The following is a 16,070-nucleotide window of genomic DNA, read 5'->3' as shown; positions in this document are numbered from 1 at the left end:
CCTCACCGACTCGCCTCATAGACGCGGTGACGGCCCGTTCGGTTCTGTCGTCCGGTGAAAACGGCCGAGAACGGCCGTGAACGGCCAGGCCGGCGGGGCGGCGCGGCGCCCCGCGTTCGTCCGCGGCGCCGGGCCGCGGCGCGCGGCGGCGTCAGGACGACAGGGCGGGGGCGACGTAGACGGTGCGGGGCGGGTGGTACTCGACGACGACCACGATGCTCCCCACCGGGATCTCCTCGCGGGGATCGACCGGATGGGCGTAGAACGCCTCCACCCCGCCGCGGACGGGGATCATCACCTCCCCGACCAGACCGGGGCCGATCTTGCCGGTGACCCGGCCCTCCTTGCCGATCAAGCGCTCCCCCGCTCCTCTTCGTTCTCCGGAGTCGGCACGCGCGGACGCCGCCGCGCCCGGCCCGTCCCGGCCGGGGCCGCCGCGGGCCCGACATCGTGTAGGGGAACGGTAGCCGCTCCTCCCGTCCCGCCGCGACTGCGCCTCCTCCTGCTCCGCCGCGCGCGTGCGCGGCGCCCGCGGCGACGGGTCAGCGCAGGATGCGGCGGGCCTGGTCGTAGGCCTGGGTGGCCAGCAGCTCGGCTTCGGCGCGGGTGGCGCCCGGCCCGTGCAGGCTGATGGTCGCGAGGAAGTGGCGGCCGCGCAGGACCACGTACCAGGTCTTGGTGTGGGACGCGCCGCTGGTCGTCGTCACGCCCACGGTCCGCGACCCCTCGCCGAGCGTGCCGGGCGGGGTCTCGACGACGCGGTGCTCGGACCACTGCGAGCCCACGCGGGTGCGGAACGTCAGGCAGCCCTCCGGCACCCGCGCCCTGATGTGCTTGTCGGCGGTGGCCGCGCCGACCGCCATGAGCGTCTCGGTCGCCGTCAGGCCGTTGCCGCGGGTGAAGGTCGCGATGGCGGTCGGGGTGCTGCGGTCGATCTCCGCGCCGGGGCGGGCCGCCTTGGCGCAGCGCGGCTTGTCCAGGACGACCTGGTCCTGGAGCTGGTCGAAGTTCTGGATGGCCTTGAGCGAGCCGTACTCGCCGGAGTCGGGCTCACCGGCCCGCTGGTAGCCGGAGATCTCGAACAGCAGGGCCTGTTCGAGCTGGTCGGAGGTGTAGCCGGTGCCGACGGGCGCGGCCCGGTCGGTCGCCCGGACGGGCCGGGCGTCCCCTTCGTCGCCCGCGCAGGACGCCAGCGCCGCCGCCAGCGTTGCCGCGAGCACCGCCACCGGGAAGAGCCTGTGCTGCGCCATGGGGGCGACCTTAGGGGGCGCCCGGGGCGGGCCGCCCGGGACGACACGCCGCCCGGCCGGTACCGGCCGTCAGCGCTGGTCGGCGCGCTCGTTGTACACGCCGGCGTACTCCTGCCCGGACAGCTTCTGGATCGTCGCGACGATCTCGTCGGTGATGACGCGCCGGGCCCGGGCGGGCGGCAGGTCGCGGTACTGGGAGAAGTCCATGGGCTGGCCGATGCGCACGGTGGGGCGCGGCCCGAAGATGCGCGGGAAGGACGCGCCGAGCGGCTGGATCTTGTCGGTGCCGGTCACCCCGACCGGCAGCACGCGGGCGCCGGAGGCCAGCACCAGCCAGCCGACCCCGGTGCGGCCCCGGTAGAGCCGCCCGTCCGGGGACCGGGTGCCCTCGGGGTAGATGGCGAATGCGCCGCTGTTGGCGAGCACCTCCACGCCCTGCTCCAGCGCGCCCATCGCGGCGCGCCGGGCGCCGCGCTTGACCGGGATGTGCCCGAGCGTGGTGAGGAACCAGCGGACGAACCGGCCTTTGAGGCCGCGGCCCTCGAAGTAGTCGGCCTTGGCGATGTAGGTCACCGGCCGGGGGATGGCCAAGGGGATGATGAAGCTGTCGATGAACGACAGGTGGTTGCTGGCCACGATCAGCGGACCGTAGTTCGGCACGTTCTCGACGCCCTCGACCTGCGGGCGGAATAGCAGGCGAAGGATCGGTGCGACCACGCGCGACAAGAAAGTGTAGAACACCCAGCCTCCCCAAATTCGGCACCGCTACTGTAACCCGCGCGCCGAACCGGGCCCGGGTTTGGGGCCGCGGTTTGCCCGTCGACAACCTCCCCCGAATGGCCGCGTCGCAGGTCAAGCCGCTGATCGGTGATATATATCATCTCTCCTGAGCGAACCGGTGCATGGCTTTGATATAGGGCGCCTCGGGACACGGCCCGCCATTTCCTACCATTGGGTAAGTTTCCAATGAGTAGCCGTTCCGCGCTCCTCTCGGCGCGCGATCCGCGGGGCCGGCGGCGCGCGCGGGCGGGGCGATCCGTCCGTCCGCCCCCTTGGTTCGGGGCCGCGGTTGCGCGATGCTGAGGGACGACGGGCAGGGGACGGAACCTCTTCCGGGCGGTGAACGAGAGGTTGCCCATGGACTTCGACGTGCACCTGATGCATCACGACCGCTGCACCCTGGTGCGGGTGCGCGGAGAGATCGACGTGGTCACCCGGCCGCGCTTCGAGCAAGCCATGTTCGAGGTCATCGACACGGGCGGCCCGATGATCGTCGACATGCGGCAGGTGACCTTCTGCGACTCCACCGGTCTGAACGCGGTGGTCGCGGCCAACCGCCGCGCCATCGAACGCGGCGTGCCGATCGCGCTGGTCGCGCTGCCGCCCCGGGTCCGGCGCGTGTTCCGGATCACCGGGGTCGACGAGTTCGTCCCCACCTACGACACCCTGCGGGAGGCCCTCGGCGCCCTGTCGTCCACCACTCCGTCCTGAGACGCGCCCGCGTCCCCTGAGCCGCGCCTCCGTTGCCGCACGCCGTCCGCCCGACCGCACGGACCTGTCGGCGGATCAGGAGCAGCCCTCGAACTGGGGAACGCTGGTCGTCAGCTTCAAGCCCGACTCGCCGAACCACTTGTCCAGCAGCCTGGCGGCGGTGCCGTCCTGGTACATGGCGGTGATGGCCCGGTTGAGGGCCTCGCAGCCGGCCAGGTCGCCCTTGTGCAGGCCGACGCCGTACTTCTCGTCGGTGAACGGCGCGTTGATGATCTTCACGGGGCGGCCCGCGGCGAAGCCCGCCAGGATCAGGTCGTCGGTGGAGACCGCGTCGATCTTCGACGCGGCGAGCAGGTCCATGCACGCGCTGTAGGTGGGGGCCTCGACCAGCCGCGCGGCGATCTTGCGCTCCTCGGTGACGCGCCGCCAGGAGTTCGAGCCGGTCACCTGGCAGAGCCGCTTGCCCTCCAGGTCGCGCACGCCGCGGATGGAGTCGTCGTCGGCGCGGACGAGGGTGTCCTGGTGCGGCACGTAGTACGGCCCGGCGAAGGTGACCTGGGTCTTGCGCTTGGCGGTGATGGAGTAGGACGCCACCACCATGTCGACCGTCCCCTCCCGCAGCGCCTTCTCGCGGACCGAGGACGGGGTGGTGCGGAAGCGGATCCGCTCGGGCGGCACGCCGAGCCGTCCGGCCAGGTAGGTGGCCACGTCCACGTCGAAGCCCTCGTAGCGGCCGTCGGGGCGGCGCAGCCCGAGGCCCGGCTGGTCGGCCTTGACCCCGATGGTCAGCGAGCGCGCGTCCACGACGCTGCCGGTGTCCGGCTCCACCGCGCACCCGGCCGCGGCGGCGACGGCGGCGGCCGCGGCGGCCAGGGCGAGGCCCCTTCGCGCGAGGCGCGGGTTGTGCATGACTGTCGACCTCCGGTCAGCCGGTCTCAGCGGAACTCGGCCAGGCGGGGACGGACGCCGGCCAGGACGAGGGCGGCGACGGCGAGCGCGGCGGCGGTCGGCAGCGCGTCCCAGCCGGCCAGCCCGTCGTCGCCGGCCCGCACGGCCCGGTCGAACGCGTCCTGGTGCGCCTGGATCAGCAGCGCGAGCCGCCGGTCGTAGGCGTCGAACGCGGCGACGGCGCCGGACGCGCGGTCCATGCGCAGCTCGATCGCGGCGCGCCGGTCGCCCCGGACGGCCAGCTCGCGCATGCGCCGGTCGTTGTCGAGGACCCGCTGGTACGCCTGCACGGTCGCGTGCAGCCTGCTCCGCTCGGACGGGCCGAGGCTGTTGCCCTTCTCCTCGCCGAGCAGGCCCAGCACCTCCACCGGCGGGCCGCCGGGGGCGCGTTCGTAGCTGCGCACGGCGCCGGGCAGCAGGTCGTAGTACGTCTCCAGGTTGAGCGGCCGCTCGCCGGGGTCGACGTACAGCACCGACAGCGCCTTGTCGAGGAAAGTCTGCTCGTAGGTGTCGGCGCGGCCCGGGTCGAGCAGGTAGCGGCTCTCGTCGGCGAACGCGCTGTGGCTGATGGCGCGGGCGCGGTTGAGCGCGAGGATGGAGTCGAACCCCTGCTCCTTGGCCCGTTTCAGGTGCCCGGCCTGCGCCGACAGCATGCCTACGCCCAGCACCGCGACGGCGAGGGCGCCGAGGGTCGCCAGCGCCAGCGCCGGGTTGACCAGCCGCCGGAACCGCGCGGCGAGGTAGACCTGCAGGCCGATCAGCAGGACGAGCGCGAGGGCGCCGGTCAGCCCGACCCGCAGCCGCCCGGCCAGCACGGCGGCGCGGTCGGTCTCGTAGGACCGCCGGACGGTGGCGCCGCTGTCGAGCGTGAGGTTGTACGCCCGGGGCAGCAGCTCCAGCTTCATCAGGTCGGTGGCCTTCCGGTAGGTCTCGACGACGTTCGGCGGCAGCTCCCCGGCCGGGTGGTCGGACTGGCGGTCGAGCAGCATGGCCTCGCCGACGAGCCGTTCGTAGCTGCCGAGCCCGTCGAGCACCTCGCGGACGGTGCGGCGGCGGGCCTCGTCGCGTCCGGCGATCTGCGCGGCCTCCACCGCGGCCCGGTTCGCCTCGGCGCGGCGCCGTTCGTAGCGGCGCAGCGACTCGGCGCGGCCGATGCCGAGGTCGTGCTCGCGCCCGATGAGCAGGATGTCGGCGACCTGCGCGTCCATGTCGCTGAGCGCGAAGTACAGCGTGCCGGTCGCCATGACCTGCCGGCCGGCGTCGTGGCCGACGGTCCGCATGCCCTCCCGCGCGTCGCCGACCGCGGCCATCGTCGCGGCCACCAGCAGGACGACGGCGGCGAGCGTCGCGGCCGTGCCGATCCGGATCCAGCCGGGCACCGTGCGCAGACCGACCCGCCGGAACCGCCGCCGGGTGCGCGCCCGGCGGACGGCGGGCGCCTGAGCGGCGAGCGGCGGCGGCGCGGGCGGTCCGCTCGACGACGGGTCCGGCGCGGCCGGGGGACTGGTCGCGGGGGGCGTCATGACAGCCCTTCCCCTGGCGCGGCTTCGGGGGCCTGCCTCGTCCGCACGGTCCGGACGGAACGGGTGTCCAAAGACAGCTCGTCCTCTTTGGAGATGTCCTTCCGCAGCCGGACGGTCCCGGTCGCCGGATCGAGGACCTCCACCACCCTGTCCAGCAGCCCGGCGATCTGCTCGTTGCCGACCGCGCGGGCGAGCACGACGGCGCGTCCCAGGCGGGCGGTGGCGGTGTCCTCGTCGCCCCGGCGGCGGGCCTCCAGGCCCTCTTGGATCGCCTCCGCGAGCTCCCGCTGCCCGGTGTGGTGCGCCACGCGGGCGTTGATGCGCGTGGCCCTGGCCTCGTCGTCGGTCCATTCGGCGAGGACGTTGCCCGCGGCCAGCTCCCGGACGGGCGCGTCCGGCTCCGGGCCGGGCGCGACGACCTTGACCCAGGCGGCGCGCATCTGCCGTCCGACGTCGGCGGGCGGCACCTCGACGCACAGGTGGTACTCGCGTTCCTCGTCGCCCCACGCGCCGAGCGGGTAGTCGCCGGTCTGCGTCCCGGACTCCACGCGGCGGCCGGTCAGATCCACCACGGTCGGCACCATCTGCTTCAGGAACCGCAGCCTGGCCCGGCGCGGCGTCCAGACGCGCAGCGCCACGTCGGCCACCTGCTTGCGCATGGCGGCCTCGGTCATCTCGCGGAAGTGGTCCTCCAGGGCGTCGGGGTCGGGCACGTCCAGGAACGTGCCGAGCAGCGCCGAGGTGATCTTGCGGAGCTCCGCGGGCTCCCAGTCGGTGCCGACGCCGCGCGCGTCGCACACGAAAGCGCCCGCGCACCGCTCGAGCGCCGCGTCGAGCTCCCGCGCCGACTCGTGCTGGTTCTTGCCGTCGGTGAGCAGGATCGCGTGCCGGACCGCGCCCGGGTCGGCGTGGTCGGCGAACAGCCGTCCGGCCATGGTCAGCCAGGAGCCGATGGCGGTGCCGCCGGCGGCGTCGAGCCGGTCGACCGCGGCCTGCGCCTGCGCCCGCGTCTCCGCCGTCATGCGCGCCAGCCCCTCCCCGCGCGGGTAGATCATGCGCGGCCCGTTGGCGCCCGCGATCACGGCGAAGCGCACGTCGTCGCGCAGCACGTCGAGCGCGGCGCGGGCGGCGCGCTTGGCGGCGGCGATCTTGTTGCGGAACGACATCGACCCCGAGGTGTCCACGATGATGATCTCCGCGGCGGGGGACGGGCCCGCCGCGGCGGAGCCCCCGGCGGCCGCCACGGTCACGATGGCGTGCATCTCCCGGCCGCCCTCGGGCAGGTAGGGGTTCTGGTCGACTTTGATCGTGAACTCGGGAAGGTCGCTCATGTGACTGCTCCCTGGTCCGTGCGGTCGGGGGTGCGGCGCGTCGTCCGGCCCGACGCCCGTCCGTCCGCCCGCGTCCCTCGGCACGGCGTCGCAACTCGGCACGGCGTCGCAACTCGGCACGGCGTCACAACAGGGTCAGCGGTCGGACGGCGTTGGCCCGCCGTACCAGCGCGTGCCGGTCCTCGGCGCGGCCCGCCAGCTTGGCCAGCGTGCGGTAGGTCTGCTCCAGCCGCCGCCGCAGCCGGCGCTCCTCCAGCGGGGTGCCGAACACCTCGCCGGCCGGGTCGCCGGGGGCGGCCGCGCGCACCCAGGTCAGCGCCGCTTCCAGCACCTCGGCGGCGAACCTGGCGTGCCGCTCGACGTCCAGCCGCAGCCTCTCCAGGCGGCGCGCCGCCCCGGTGAGGACGCCGGCGTCCAGTTCCTCGGCGCGCCGCCCGCGCACCGCGGTCGCCACGGCCGCCAGCTGCGCGGCCAGGTAGTGGCTCGACACGGGGGGCACCGAGTCCAGGACGCGTTCCGCGCCCGCCCGGTCGCCGACGGCCAGCCGCACGCGGGCCAGCCCGAACGCGGCGCTGACGTACGTCGGGTCGGTGCGCCAGACCGTCTCGTAGAAGCGGGCGGCGGACTCCCAGCGGCCGTCGCCCTCCTCGCAGAACGCCAGCGCCAGCTTGGGCGCGATCTCCCCGGGCATCAGGTCGTACAGCTCGTCGAAGATCCGGCGGGCCTCCGCCCAGCGGCCGTCCGCCAGCGCGAGCGCCCCGCGGTACCAGTCGACGCGCCAGTCGTCGGGGTGGCGGTCGGCGACGCGCTCCAGCATGCCCGCCGCGGCGGTCAGGTCGCGGCGCTCGATCCGCACCCGCGCCAGGGCCAGGTCGACCTCCACCGACGACAGCGGGGAGGCGGCCAGCGCGGAGGCCAGGGAGTCCGGGTCGCGGGAGGTGAGCCCGGCCAGGAACGCCGACGCCGGATCGTCGTCGGCCACCCGCGGAACCGGCAGCGCGGCGACGGCCTCGGCGGGGTCGAGCGGGGCCAGCACGACCGGCGCTCCCGCCCGCCCGCCGGCGGCAACCGGCCCGCCGTCCCCGACGTGGGCGATCTCCGTTCCGGCGGCGTCGCGTTCCGGCCCGAACAGCGTGGAGGCGGCCGGACGCGCCGTGCCGTCCTCGGCGGCCAGCACCTCGCGGAGCACGCCGGTGAGCTGCTCGGCCATCTCGGCGGCGCTCTGGAAACGGGCCTCCGGGTCCGGGTGGGTGGCGCGGCGCAGCAGCCGGTAGTAGGACTCGTGCCGCCGCAGCAGCGGCACCTCGTCGCGGGGCGGCAGGCTCCGCAGGTGCTTGCGGGTGTAGCCGCGGAACGGGAAGCTCAGCACGGCCAGCGTCCGGCCGACGGTGTACAGGTCGGAGGTGACGGACGGGCCGAAGGCGGCGATCTCGGGGGCCTGGTAGCCGGGCGTGCCGAAGATCGGGCTGTCGACGTCGAAGACCCGCCGCACCCCGCCGAGGTCGATCAGCTTGAGCTGCTCCTCCGACTGGATCGCGTTGTCGGGCTTGAAGTCGCAGTACAGCAGGCCGACGCCGTGCAGGTAGCCGAGGGCGCGCAGCACCTCCAGGCCGTAGGCGAGCACCTGCGGCAGCGGCAGCGCCGCGTCCTCGCCCTCCCGCTCGCGGCGCTCCAGCAGGATGTCCTTGAGGGACTGGCCGCCGACGTACTCCATGACGATGTAGCCGGAGTCGCCGTGCCGCACGAAGTTGTAGATCTTGACGATGTTGGGGTGCTCGACCTCGGCCAGGAACGAGCGCTCGGCGGCGGCCGCGGCCAGCGCGTCGGCGTCGCCGGTGTCCAGCAGGCCCTTGAGCACCACCCAGCGGCCGTTGACGTTGTGGTCGCGGGCCAGGTAGATCCAGCCGAGCCCGCCGTGGGCGAGGCAGCCGAGCACCTCGTACTGCCCGCCGACCATGTCGCCGGGCTTCAGCTTGGGCGTGAACGAGAAGGGGTGCCCGCATTTGCGGCAGAACCCCTTGGTGCGGCCCGGACGCCCGTCGCGGCTGCGGCCGACGGGTTCGCCGCAGCGGCTGCAGAACCGGCGCTTCTCCGGCACCTGCGGGTCCTGCAGGATCGCCGACGCGGGGTCCCGGTAGGGGACGGGCGGCACGTCCACGAGCCCGGCGCCCAGCGTGCCGCGCCGGGCCGAGCCGCCGCTGCCCCCGGACCCCGGCGACCCCCGCCACAGCGTCCGTCCCCCGCTGGACGACCCGGAGCCCGCCCGGCCCGCCGCCCCGGACGGCTGCGAGCCCGCCCGCGGCGGGGGCGGACCGGCGCCTGCGGGAGACGGCCCGTCGGGCGCCATCGTGGCGGCTCCGGCTGCGCCGTCCGGTAAGCCGCCGGGGGAGCCTCCCGAACCGGCCCTCGGTGCCGGGATCGCGGCGGACGCGGCCTTCGGCGCGGCCGCGGACGGCGCCCGCACGGCGCCGTCGCCTGGCGCGGCCTCTCCGCCGGATGCCGCGCCCCCTGCGGCCGCGGCCGCTCCAGCGGGTGCGGCCTCACCAGAGGGGAGGCCGACGGGCGGGGCCAGGCCGCACTCGTCGCAGAAGCCGTCCTCTCCGACGGTGCCCGAGCAGCCGGGCTGGGTGCACCGCGTCATCGCCCCGTCCCCGTCTCGCTCCCGCACGCTCTGACCGCACGCCGATAATCCGCCACCGCCATCGTCGCCCGTCGCAGGTCGCAGGGGGCTGACCACAACAGGTCACGGGCCCGCTCGTAGAGAGCGGTGAGCCGTTCGTCCTCGGCGAGGCCCAGCCGCGCGGCCTTGGCCCGGTACGCCTCCAGGCGCCCGCGCAGCTCGTCGCGCCGGTCCAGCAGGCCGGTGCTGAGGCCCCGCTCGTCGCGGGCCTCCTGGAGGGCGCGGCGGGCGGCGGCGTCCAGTTCCGCGACCCGTCCGGCCAGCTCGGTCCAGCGGCCCGCGCGGCGCAGCCCCTCCAGCGCCGCCACTTGGTCGCGCAGCGCCGCGGCCCGCGACGGGCCCGGGTCGGGCGGGGCGGGGGAGGCGATCTTGGCGAGCGCCTCCGCGCGGGCGCGGGCGGCCAGCCGCTCGGCCTCGGCGACGCCGTCGACGGACGCGCGCAGGTCCGCGACGCGCCGCTCGTAATCCCGCTTGAGCCGCACCGCCTCGGCGAGCGACCCGCGCAGCGCGTCCAGGGAGGCGCGGAGCCGGTCGAGGCGGGACGTGTCGGGCCGTCCGTCCCGCACCAGCGACAGCGGGTCGCCGCGGACGAGCCGCCCGTACGCGGTCAGTTCCCGGCCCAGCCGGTCGACCTCGGGGTGCCGCGCGCCGTCCAGCTCCTGCGCCAGCCGGGCCGCCTCCCGCCACCGGTCCTCCAGCTCGTCCAGCGGGGCCAGCAGCGCCGTCCACGCCGCGTCGGCCGCGGCGACCACCTCGACCACCCGGTCGAACGTCGCGGACATCTCGGCGACGGCCTCGTCGAGCGTGAGCCGCCGCCGGTCGGGGCCGAGCAGGGTGCGCCGCTCCAGCGGGATCTCGGCCTCGGGCGCGTCCACCGACGGGCCCGACAGCAGCGCGCTCAGTTCCACCAGCGTCTCGTGGTCGGGACGGCTCCGCCTGGCCCGCAGCCGCCCGGCCTCCTCCGCCACCCGCCGGCAGGCGTCGAACAGCAGCCACATCCGTTCGAGGCCGCGCCGCGCCGCGTCCCAGCGCCGCCAGGTCTCGCCCGCCAGCGTCGCGCCCTTGAGCAGCCGGAACCCCTGGTGGTCCTCCAGCGCGAGCAGGGAGTCGGCGATGCGTTCGTGCTCCTCGCGCAGGGCGCGCAGGGCATGGTCGACGCCCTCACGGCTCATGGGCGCGGCCGCCCCGGCCCCGCTCTCGTTCACGTCCGCTCCGCGCTCGATCCGGCGGGCCCCGCCGCCCGCCGGGCTCCGTCGTCCCCCCGTCGATCCCCCGTGGGCGGCCGGGGAGCGTCAACCGCCCTCAACGTCAAGAATCCGGCAGGCGTTCATCATTCAGTGTGATCGGTGACACACTTGGACACAAGCGGTGGTCATCACAGGACCTCCCTCCTTGTTTTCGGGAACGACCTGGTGTGAGCTTGCGTTTGGGAACGTGAGCAGTCGAGAGAGGAGTTGAGCGTCCGCAGTGTCGGACCCCAGTCATAGACCCGGTGCCCCATGCTGAGCGCGGCGCTGGGTGTGCTGGCCGTGGTCCTGCTGACCGCGGCCACCGGGTATTTCGTCGCTCAGGAGTTCGCCTACGTCGCCGCCGACCGGTCGCGGCTGGCCCAGGCCGCCGAGCGCGGCGACCGGGCGGCCGCGCGGGCCCTGAAGGTCCTCGGCCGCCTGTCGTTCATGCTGTCGGGCGCGCAGCTCGGCATCACCATGACCACGCTGGTGGTCGGCTTCATCGCCGAACCCGCCCTGGCCGGGCTGATCGAGCCGGTGCTGCCGCTGGCGGGGGTGCCCGCCGGCGCCGCCGGGGCGATCGCGCTGGCGACCGGCTTCGTCCTGGCCACCCTCATCCAGATGCTGCTGGGTGAGCTGTTCCCCAAGAACCTGGCGCTGGCCCGCGCCGAGTCGCTGGCCCGCGCCCTGGCCGCCTCCACACTGGCCTACCTGGCCGTGTTCGGCCCGCTGATCCGGCTGTTCGACAAGTCCGCCGAACGGCTGCTGCGGGCGGTGGGCGTGGAGCCGGTGCAGGAGCTGCCCGGCGGCGCCACGCTGGAGGAGCTCGGCGACATCATCGGCCGCTCGCACAGCGCCGGGCACCTGCCCGCCGACCTGTCCGGGCTGCTGGAACGCGCCGTGACGTTCGGCGACCGCACCGCCGACGAGGTGATGGTGCCCCGCACCCGCGTGCAGGCGCTGTCCGGGGACGCCGCCGTCGCCGACCTGGTCGAGCTGATCCGCCGCACCGGGCACACCGCCTATCCGGTGTGGGACGGCGAGGTCGACGACGTGATCGGCGTGGCGGGCGTGCGGGAGGTCGCCGACGACGGGCTCGACCCGGCCACCCCGGTCCGCGAGATCGCCCGGCCCGCGCTGCTGGTGCCCGGCAGCCAGCCGCTGTACGGGGTGATCGAGCGGATGCGCGAGACCGGCGAGGAGTTCGCCTGCGTCGTCGACGAGTACGGCGGCCTGGCCGGGATCCTCACGTTCGAGGACGTGGCCGAGGAGCTGGTCGGCGAGATCGTCGACGAGACGGACGTGGGCGAGAGCGCCCCGGCCGCGGCCCCCGACGGGTCGTGGCTGGTGGACGCGGGCATGCGGATCGACGAGGTGGTCCGCCTGACCGGGATCGAGCTGCCCGAGGGCGAGGCGTACGACACCCTCGGCGGCCTGGTCATGGCGCGGCTGCGGCGCCTGCCCGCGCCCGGCGACCGGGTCGTCGTCGACCTGGACCCGGTCGGCCGCGCCGAGATCGAGGTGGTCACGGTGGACCGCCGGGTGGCGCGCCAGGTGCGCCTGCGCGCCGTCGCCCCCGAGCCCGCCGTGCCGGGCGACCTGGCGGCGGTGGAGTCCTGATGGACCCGGTCGCCACCCTGCTCGTCACGGTCCTGCTGCTGCTCGGCAACGGGTTCTTCGTGGCCGCCGAGTTCGCGATGGTCGCGGCCAACCGCGGCCAGCTCGAGCGCGCCGCGGCGCGCGGCAGCCGCCCGGCGGCCGCGGCCGTGGCCGGGTCGCGGGAGCTGTCGCTGATGCTGGCCGGCGCCCAGTTCGGCATCACCATGTGCTCGCTGGGCCTGGCGATCGTCACCGAGCCCGCGTTCGAGCACCTGCTGGAGCCGCCGCTGCACGCGCTGGGCGTCCCGGAGGCCGGGTCCAAGGCGGTCGCGTTCGCCACCGCGCTGGCCGTGGTGACGTTCCTGCACATGGTCGTCGGGGAGATGGCGCCCAAGTCGTGGGCGATCGCCCACCCGGAGCGCTCGGCGCTGATCCTGGCGCTGCCGTTCCGCGGCTTCGCGAAGGTCTCCCGGCCGGTGCTGGCGCTGCTGAACGCGACGACCGGCGCGCTGCTGCGGCTGCTGCGCATCCCCCCGCGGGACGCGCTGGAGGAGCGCACCGACCCGCAGTCGCTCAGCCACCTGGTCGGCGAGTCGCGCCGCCTCGGCCTGATCGGCCGGCACGACCACGAGCTGCTGCGCCGCGCCATCTCGGCCCGGGAGGTCACCGTCGACCACCTGGTCGTCCCGGCCACCTCGGTCACGACGATCGCCGCGGACGCCTCGACGGCCGAGATCCGCCGAGTGGCGACCGCCAGCGGCCACAGCCGCCTGCTCGTCCGCGACGCGGACGGCGGCGTGGTCGGCATCGTGCACGTCCGCGCCGCCGTCACCGACCCCGACGGCGACCGCACCGCGGCCGACCTGGCCCACCCGGCCCCGGACCTGGTCGCGGGCACGACCGTGCTGGACGCCGTCACGGCGATGCGGCGCGCCCGTGCCCAGCTGGCCGTGGTCCACGGCCCCGACGGCGACTACATGGGCATCGTGACCTTGGACGATCTGCTGGCCGAGCTCCTGGCCGCCAACCCGCACTGACGCATCGGGCGTCCCGGCGTCCCGCGCCCGACGGCGCGGGACGGGCGCGGTATCGCCGCCTGCCACGAGAAGCTCGCCCGTCACTGCCAGGCCGACGATCACACGGCGAGTTCCGCTCACGGGCGGGGCCCGAGCACATGGTGTGCGCGCCTCAGGCGTACGTCGGTGCGAAGAGGAGTCCCCATTCGGCCGGATCGCCGGTGTCGCGGCACGGGAGGCCGCGCGACCTTGGCATCGGCGCCGGTTACGAACCCCGGCGCTGGGCACGCCACCCATGACACGAGGTGAAAGTCGAGATCCACGCCGGGCCGTTGGCGGGGCCCGGGATAGGGATCCGGCGCACGGCATCAGCCGTGGCGACGGCGCGGGAGCGGGGAACACCCTGTGGCCCCGCGGCGAGTGGTCTTCGGGCGCCGGGACCTGACCCCTGGTGTGCGGCGGCGCCGTCACGTCGCGCGGCGGACACGACGACAGGACAACGATCATGAATTATCCGTTGCTCAACGCGTTCCTGACGATGCTGTGGCTCTTTCTGCTGGTCCTGTGGTTCATGCTGCTGTTCCGGGTCATCACCGATGTGTTCCGCGACGACTCGTTGAGCGGGTGGGCCAAGGCCGGTTGGACGATCTTCGTCATCGTCCTGCCGGCCGTCGGAGTGCTGGCGTATCTGATCGTCCGGGGCAGGGGAATGGGCGAGCGGGACATCGCTTCGCTGCGTGCGCGCGAGGCCCGGTACCAGGCGGCCCTGGGAGGTCGCGCTGCGAGTCAGGCCGAGCAACTCGACCGGCTCGCCGCGCTCAAGGACCACGGCGATCTCACGGCGGAGGAGTACCAGCGCGCCAAGGCCAAGGTTCTGGCCGGGTGAACGCCGCCGGGCGTGAGCACGGTCGACGGCGACAGGTCGCGCCCGTCGACCGCCAGGCCTGGTCCGGGGCCTGCACGGTGAAGGTGAACCCGGTGCTCGTCGGACGACGCAGCGGAATGTCGCACTTGATCCGGCGCGGTACCTGGCTTCTGCTGAGGCCGAGCCCTTGCGCGATGAGCCGGTCCGGACGCACCGGCACCGGGTCCTCGAAGGCGACCTCCACCCTGACCGGCCATGGTCCGTCGGGCAAAGTCGAGGGGGTGTCCAGCCGCCAGGCCCCTGTCCAGTTCAGGGTGAAGCGGTTGCGGCGGGCGAACAGCGGATTCAGCAGCGTGGACGCCACCAGTTCCGGATCGTTGACGCGGTAACCGTCCAGCTCGGCTGGATCGAGGGGTCCGACCGGTACTCGCTCGTGCACGGTGAGCTTGCTCGTCCGGTCACAGGAAGTGCAGCGGACCAGCAGCCACACGTCCAGCAGCTTGCGGTTGGCGTTGACGCGGAACCTGCCCTCGCCGGTGGTGGCCGACTCCGCGCGGCAGGCCGTGCACCGGAGCGACAGCAAAGGCAGCCTGGTTCGGCGAACGGCCCAGGGCAGCAACCCCAGAAGCCGCGACGAAGGCGACGACGCCGGGGCCGGAGCGGTGGGGTTCAGAGTCACATGGGGGTGAGGACGCAGAACTCGTTGCCCTCGGGGTCGGCGAGGACGGTCCAGGGGACGTCGCCCTGGCCGATGTCGATGTCGGTGGCGCCGAGCGCCCGCAGCCGGTCCGCCTCCGCCGCCTGGTCGTCACCGGGGTAGGGGCGCAGGTCGAGATGGACGCGGTTCCTCACGGTCTTGACGTCGGGCGTGCGGACGAACTCCAGGTACGGCCCGACGCCCCGGGCGGAGCGAAGCCTGGCGTACTCGTCGGTGACCTCGTGCACGGTCCAGTCCATCGCCTCGCCCCAGAAGCGGGCCATGGCCCGCGGGTCCGTGCAGTCGACCACCACCGCGGCGATCGGCCCGGTGTCCTGGTACACCGGTCGAGGTTCCAACACGCAGAACTCGTTGCCTTCGGGGTCGGCCAGAACCGTCCATGGGACGTCGCCTTGGCCGATGTCGGCGGGTGCCGCGCCGAGCTCCTGAAGACGCGCGACCAGGTCCGCCTGGTGGGCCGCCGAGCGGGTGGCGAGGTCGACGGATCACGGCCCCCGACTCCGCGCGGGGCGGCGCGCACCGGGGCCGCGCCGCGTTCGAGCCCGGCGGGGCCGTCGTTGGCCCGCCGGGCGCGCTAGGGCTTGCGGGCGACGGCGCAGAACTCGTCGACCTCGGGCGGCGGGCCGAACGGGGTGGCCTCGGGGCGCCAGCGGGTCAGCGACACCAGGCCGGGATCGAGCAGTTCCAGTCCGTCGAGGAAGCTCAGGATCGTCTCCGGACTGCGGACGACCATGGGCACGGAGCCGCCCTCGTTCCAGACGCGGACGGCGTCGTCGGTGCGCTCGCCGTGGACGGCGTTGGTGGTGTGCGTGATCGCGACATGGCTGCCGGACGGCAGGGCCCCCACCAGCCGCCGGATGATCGATCGGACCTCCTCGTCGTCCTGGATGAAGATCAGGATGCCGAGCATGGTGATCGCGATCGGCCGGGTGAAGTCCAGCGTTCTCGCGGCCTCGGCGAGGATCCTGTCGGGATCGCGCAGGTCGGCGTCGATGTAGTCGGTCCTGCCCTCGGGGGTGCTGGTGAGCAGCGCCTGGGCGTGCGCCAGCACGAGCGGGTCGTTGTCGACGTAGACGATCCGGCACGAGGGGTCGACCCGCTGGGCGACCTCGTGGGTGTTGTCCACTGTGGGCAGGCCCGCGCCGATGTCCAGGAACTGGCGGATGCCGATCTCGCCCGCCATGAAGCGCACGGCGCGCCCGAGGAAGGCGCGCTGATGCCTGGCCAGCTCGACGATCTCCGGGTAGACGCGGGTGGTCTCGTCACCGACCTGGCGGTCGACCGGATAGTGGTCCTTGCCCCCCAGCCAGTAGTTCCAGATCCGGGCCGGATGGGCCACCGTCGTGTCGATCTTGGGCGGGTCTGCGTCCACCGAACACCTCTCCCCTACGGCGCGGTCGCGCCGGGCGTCTGGTCGTCG

13 protein-coding genes and 2 pseudogenes are annotated in these 16,070 nt (G+C 74.4%); 4 read left to right on the top strand and 11 right to left on the bottom strand.

Features of this window, described 5'->3' with window-relative positions:
- Positions 1 to 151 precede the first annotated feature (151 nt).
- From AR3_RS01705 to AR3_RS01695, 3 genes are all read right to left on the bottom strand, one after another.
- On the bottom strand, positions 152 to 355 hold the full coding sequence (locus AR3_RS01705; RefSeq protein WP_067907238.1) for an NfeD C-terminal domain-containing protein: 204 nt from the start codon (positions 353 to 355) through the stop codon (positions 152 to 154).
- A 187-nt stretch (positions 356 to 542) separates the two neighbouring features.
- Positions 543 to 1,250 carry a hypothetical protein gene (locus AR3_RS01700; RefSeq protein WP_067907236.1) on the bottom strand — a complete coding sequence of 236 codons (708 nt, stop codon included), beginning with the start codon at positions 1,248 to 1,250 and terminating at the stop codon, positions 543 to 545.
- A gap of 69 nt (positions 1,251 to 1,319) precedes the next feature.
- Positions 1,320 to 1,991: a lysophospholipid acyltransferase family protein gene (locus AR3_RS01695; RefSeq protein WP_067907234.1), complete on the bottom strand. Its 672-nt coding sequence runs from the start codon at positions 1,989 to 1,991 to the stop codon at positions 1,320 to 1,322.
- Between the two features lie 378 nt (positions 1,992 to 2,369).
- Between AR3_RS01695 and AR3_RS01690 the strand changes: the two genes are divergently transcribed.
- Complete coding sequence (locus AR3_RS01690; protein ID WP_227023301.1) at positions 2,370 to 2,741, top strand: STAS domain-containing protein; 372 nt, start codon at positions 2,370 to 2,372, stop codon at positions 2,739 to 2,741.
- Between the two features lie 75 nt (positions 2,742 to 2,816).
- On the opposite strand, the gene AR3_RS01685 is transcribed toward AR3_RS01690, so the two are convergent.
- The 5 genes from AR3_RS01685 to AR3_RS01665 all read right to left on the bottom strand — a co-directional run bounded on the left by AR3_RS01685 (position 2,817) and on the right by AR3_RS01665 (position 10,428).
- Positions 2,817 to 3,650 carry a glutamate ABC transporter substrate-binding protein gene (locus AR3_RS01685; protein WP_067907230.1) on the bottom strand — a complete coding sequence of 278 codons (834 nt, stop codon included), beginning with the start codon at positions 3,648 to 3,650 and terminating at the stop codon, positions 2,817 to 2,819.
- 26 nt (positions 3,651 to 3,676) lie between these two features.
- Entirely contained in the window at positions 3,677 to 5,212 is a 1,536-nt protein-coding gene (locus AR3_RS01680; RefSeq protein ID WP_169803771.1) for a GlnX family signal transduction membrane protein, read from the bottom strand.
- Positions 5,209 to 6,543, bottom strand: a complete 1,335-nt coding sequence (locus AR3_RS01675) for a VWA domain-containing protein (RefSeq protein ID WP_067907228.1) — start codon at positions 6,541 to 6,543, stop codon at positions 5,209 to 5,211. The genes AR3_RS01680 and AR3_RS01675 overlap by 4 nt, the downstream gene beginning before the upstream one ends.
- A 124-nt stretch (positions 6,544 to 6,667) precedes the next feature.
- The gene (locus tag AR3_RS01670) at positions 6,668 to 9,184 is read right to left on the bottom strand and encodes a serine/threonine-protein kinase (RefSeq protein WP_083950840.1); all 2,517 of its coding nucleotides are present in this window, start codon (positions 9,182 to 9,184) and stop codon (positions 6,668 to 6,670) included.
- The gene (locus AR3_RS01665) at positions 9,181 to 10,428 is read right to left on the bottom strand and encodes a hypothetical protein (RefSeq protein WP_067907226.1); all 1,248 of its coding nucleotides are present in this window, start codon (positions 10,426 to 10,428) and stop codon (positions 9,181 to 9,183) included. Before AR3_RS01665 ends, AR3_RS01670 begins: the two co-directional genes overlap by 4 nt.
- Positions 10,429 to 10,722: 294 nt before the next feature.
- Between AR3_RS01665 and AR3_RS01660 the strand changes: the two genes are divergently transcribed.
- The 3 genes from AR3_RS01660 (at position 10,723) to AR3_RS01650 (ending at position 13,953) form a co-directional block, all read left to right on the top strand.
- A complete protein-coding gene (locus AR3_RS01660; RefSeq protein ID WP_067907224.1) occupies positions 10,723 to 12,072 on the top strand; it encodes a hemolysin family protein in 1,350 nt (449 codons plus the stop codon).
- Complete coding sequence (locus tag AR3_RS01655) at positions 12,072 to 13,088, top strand: hemolysin family protein (protein ID WP_067907222.1); 1,017 nt, start codon at positions 12,072 to 12,074, stop codon at positions 13,086 to 13,088. Before AR3_RS01660 ends, AR3_RS01655 begins: the two co-directional genes overlap by 1 nt.
- A gap of 496 nt (positions 13,089 to 13,584) precedes the next feature.
- On the top strand, positions 13,585 to 13,953 hold the full coding sequence (locus tag AR3_RS01650) for an SHOCT domain-containing protein (RefSeq protein WP_227023299.1): 369 nt from the start codon (positions 13,585 to 13,587) through the stop codon (positions 13,951 to 13,953).
- Positions 13,954 to 14,020: 67 nt separating this feature from the next.
- Here AR3_RS01650 and AR3_RS01645 read toward each other — a convergent pair.
- From AR3_RS01645 to AR3_RS01635, 3 genes and pseudogenes are all read right to left on the bottom strand, one after another.
- Positions 14,021 to 14,551: pseudogene (locus AR3_RS01645) on the bottom strand (DUF1062 domain-containing protein); the annotation flags it as partial.
- Between the two features lie 56 nt (positions 14,552 to 14,607).
- Positions 14,608 to 15,132, bottom strand: a pseudogene (locus tag AR3_RS01640) (VOC family protein); the annotation flags it as partial.
- Positions 15,133 to 15,224: 92 nt separating this feature from the next.
- Entirely contained in the window at positions 15,225 to 16,022 is a 798-nt protein-coding gene (locus tag AR3_RS01635) for an SAM-dependent methyltransferase (RefSeq protein WP_067907215.1), read from the bottom strand.
- Between the last annotated feature and the right edge of the window lie 48 nt (positions 16,023 to 16,070).

The sequence above is a fragment of the Actinomadura rubrobrunea NBRC 15275 genome, from assembly GCF_001552235.1.
GTDB classification, from domain to species: Bacteria; Actinomycetota; Actinomycetes; order Streptosporangiales; family Streptosporangiaceae; genus Spirillospora; species Spirillospora viridilutea.
The sequence above is the reverse complement of the archived record's forward strand: the minus strand, read 5'-3'. Positions and strand labels throughout refer to the sequence as shown.

Bases quoted from the DNA above. Each gene is read 5' to 3' on its own strand.
- AR3_RS01675 (WP_067907228.1), bottom strand. From the start codon at position 6,543: ATGAGCGACCTTCCCGAGTTCACGATCAAAGTCGACCAGAACCCCTAC.
- AR3_RS01700 (WP_067907236.1), bottom strand. From the start codon at position 1,250: ATGGCGCAGCACAGGCTCTTCCCGGTGGCGGTGCTCGCGGCAACGCTG.
- AR3_RS01680 (WP_169803771.1), bottom strand. From the start codon at position 5,212: ATGACGCCCCCCGCGACCAGTCCCCCGGCCGCGCCGGACCCGTCGTCG.
- AR3_RS01655 (WP_067907222.1), top strand. From the start codon at position 12,072: ATGGACCCGGTCGCCACCCTGCTCGTCACGGTCCTGCTGCTGCTCGGC.
- AR3_RS01670 (WP_083950840.1), bottom strand. From the start codon at position 9,184: ATGACGCGGTGCACCCAGCCCGGCTGCTCGGGCACCGTCGGAGAGGAC.
- AR3_RS01660 (WP_067907224.1), top strand. From the start codon at position 10,723: ATGCTGAGCGCGGCGCTGGGTGTGCTGGCCGTGGTCCTGCTGACCGCG.
- AR3_RS01685 (WP_067907230.1), bottom strand. From the start codon at position 3,650: ATGCACAACCCGCGCCTCGCGCGAAGGGGCCTCGCCCTGGCCGCCGCG.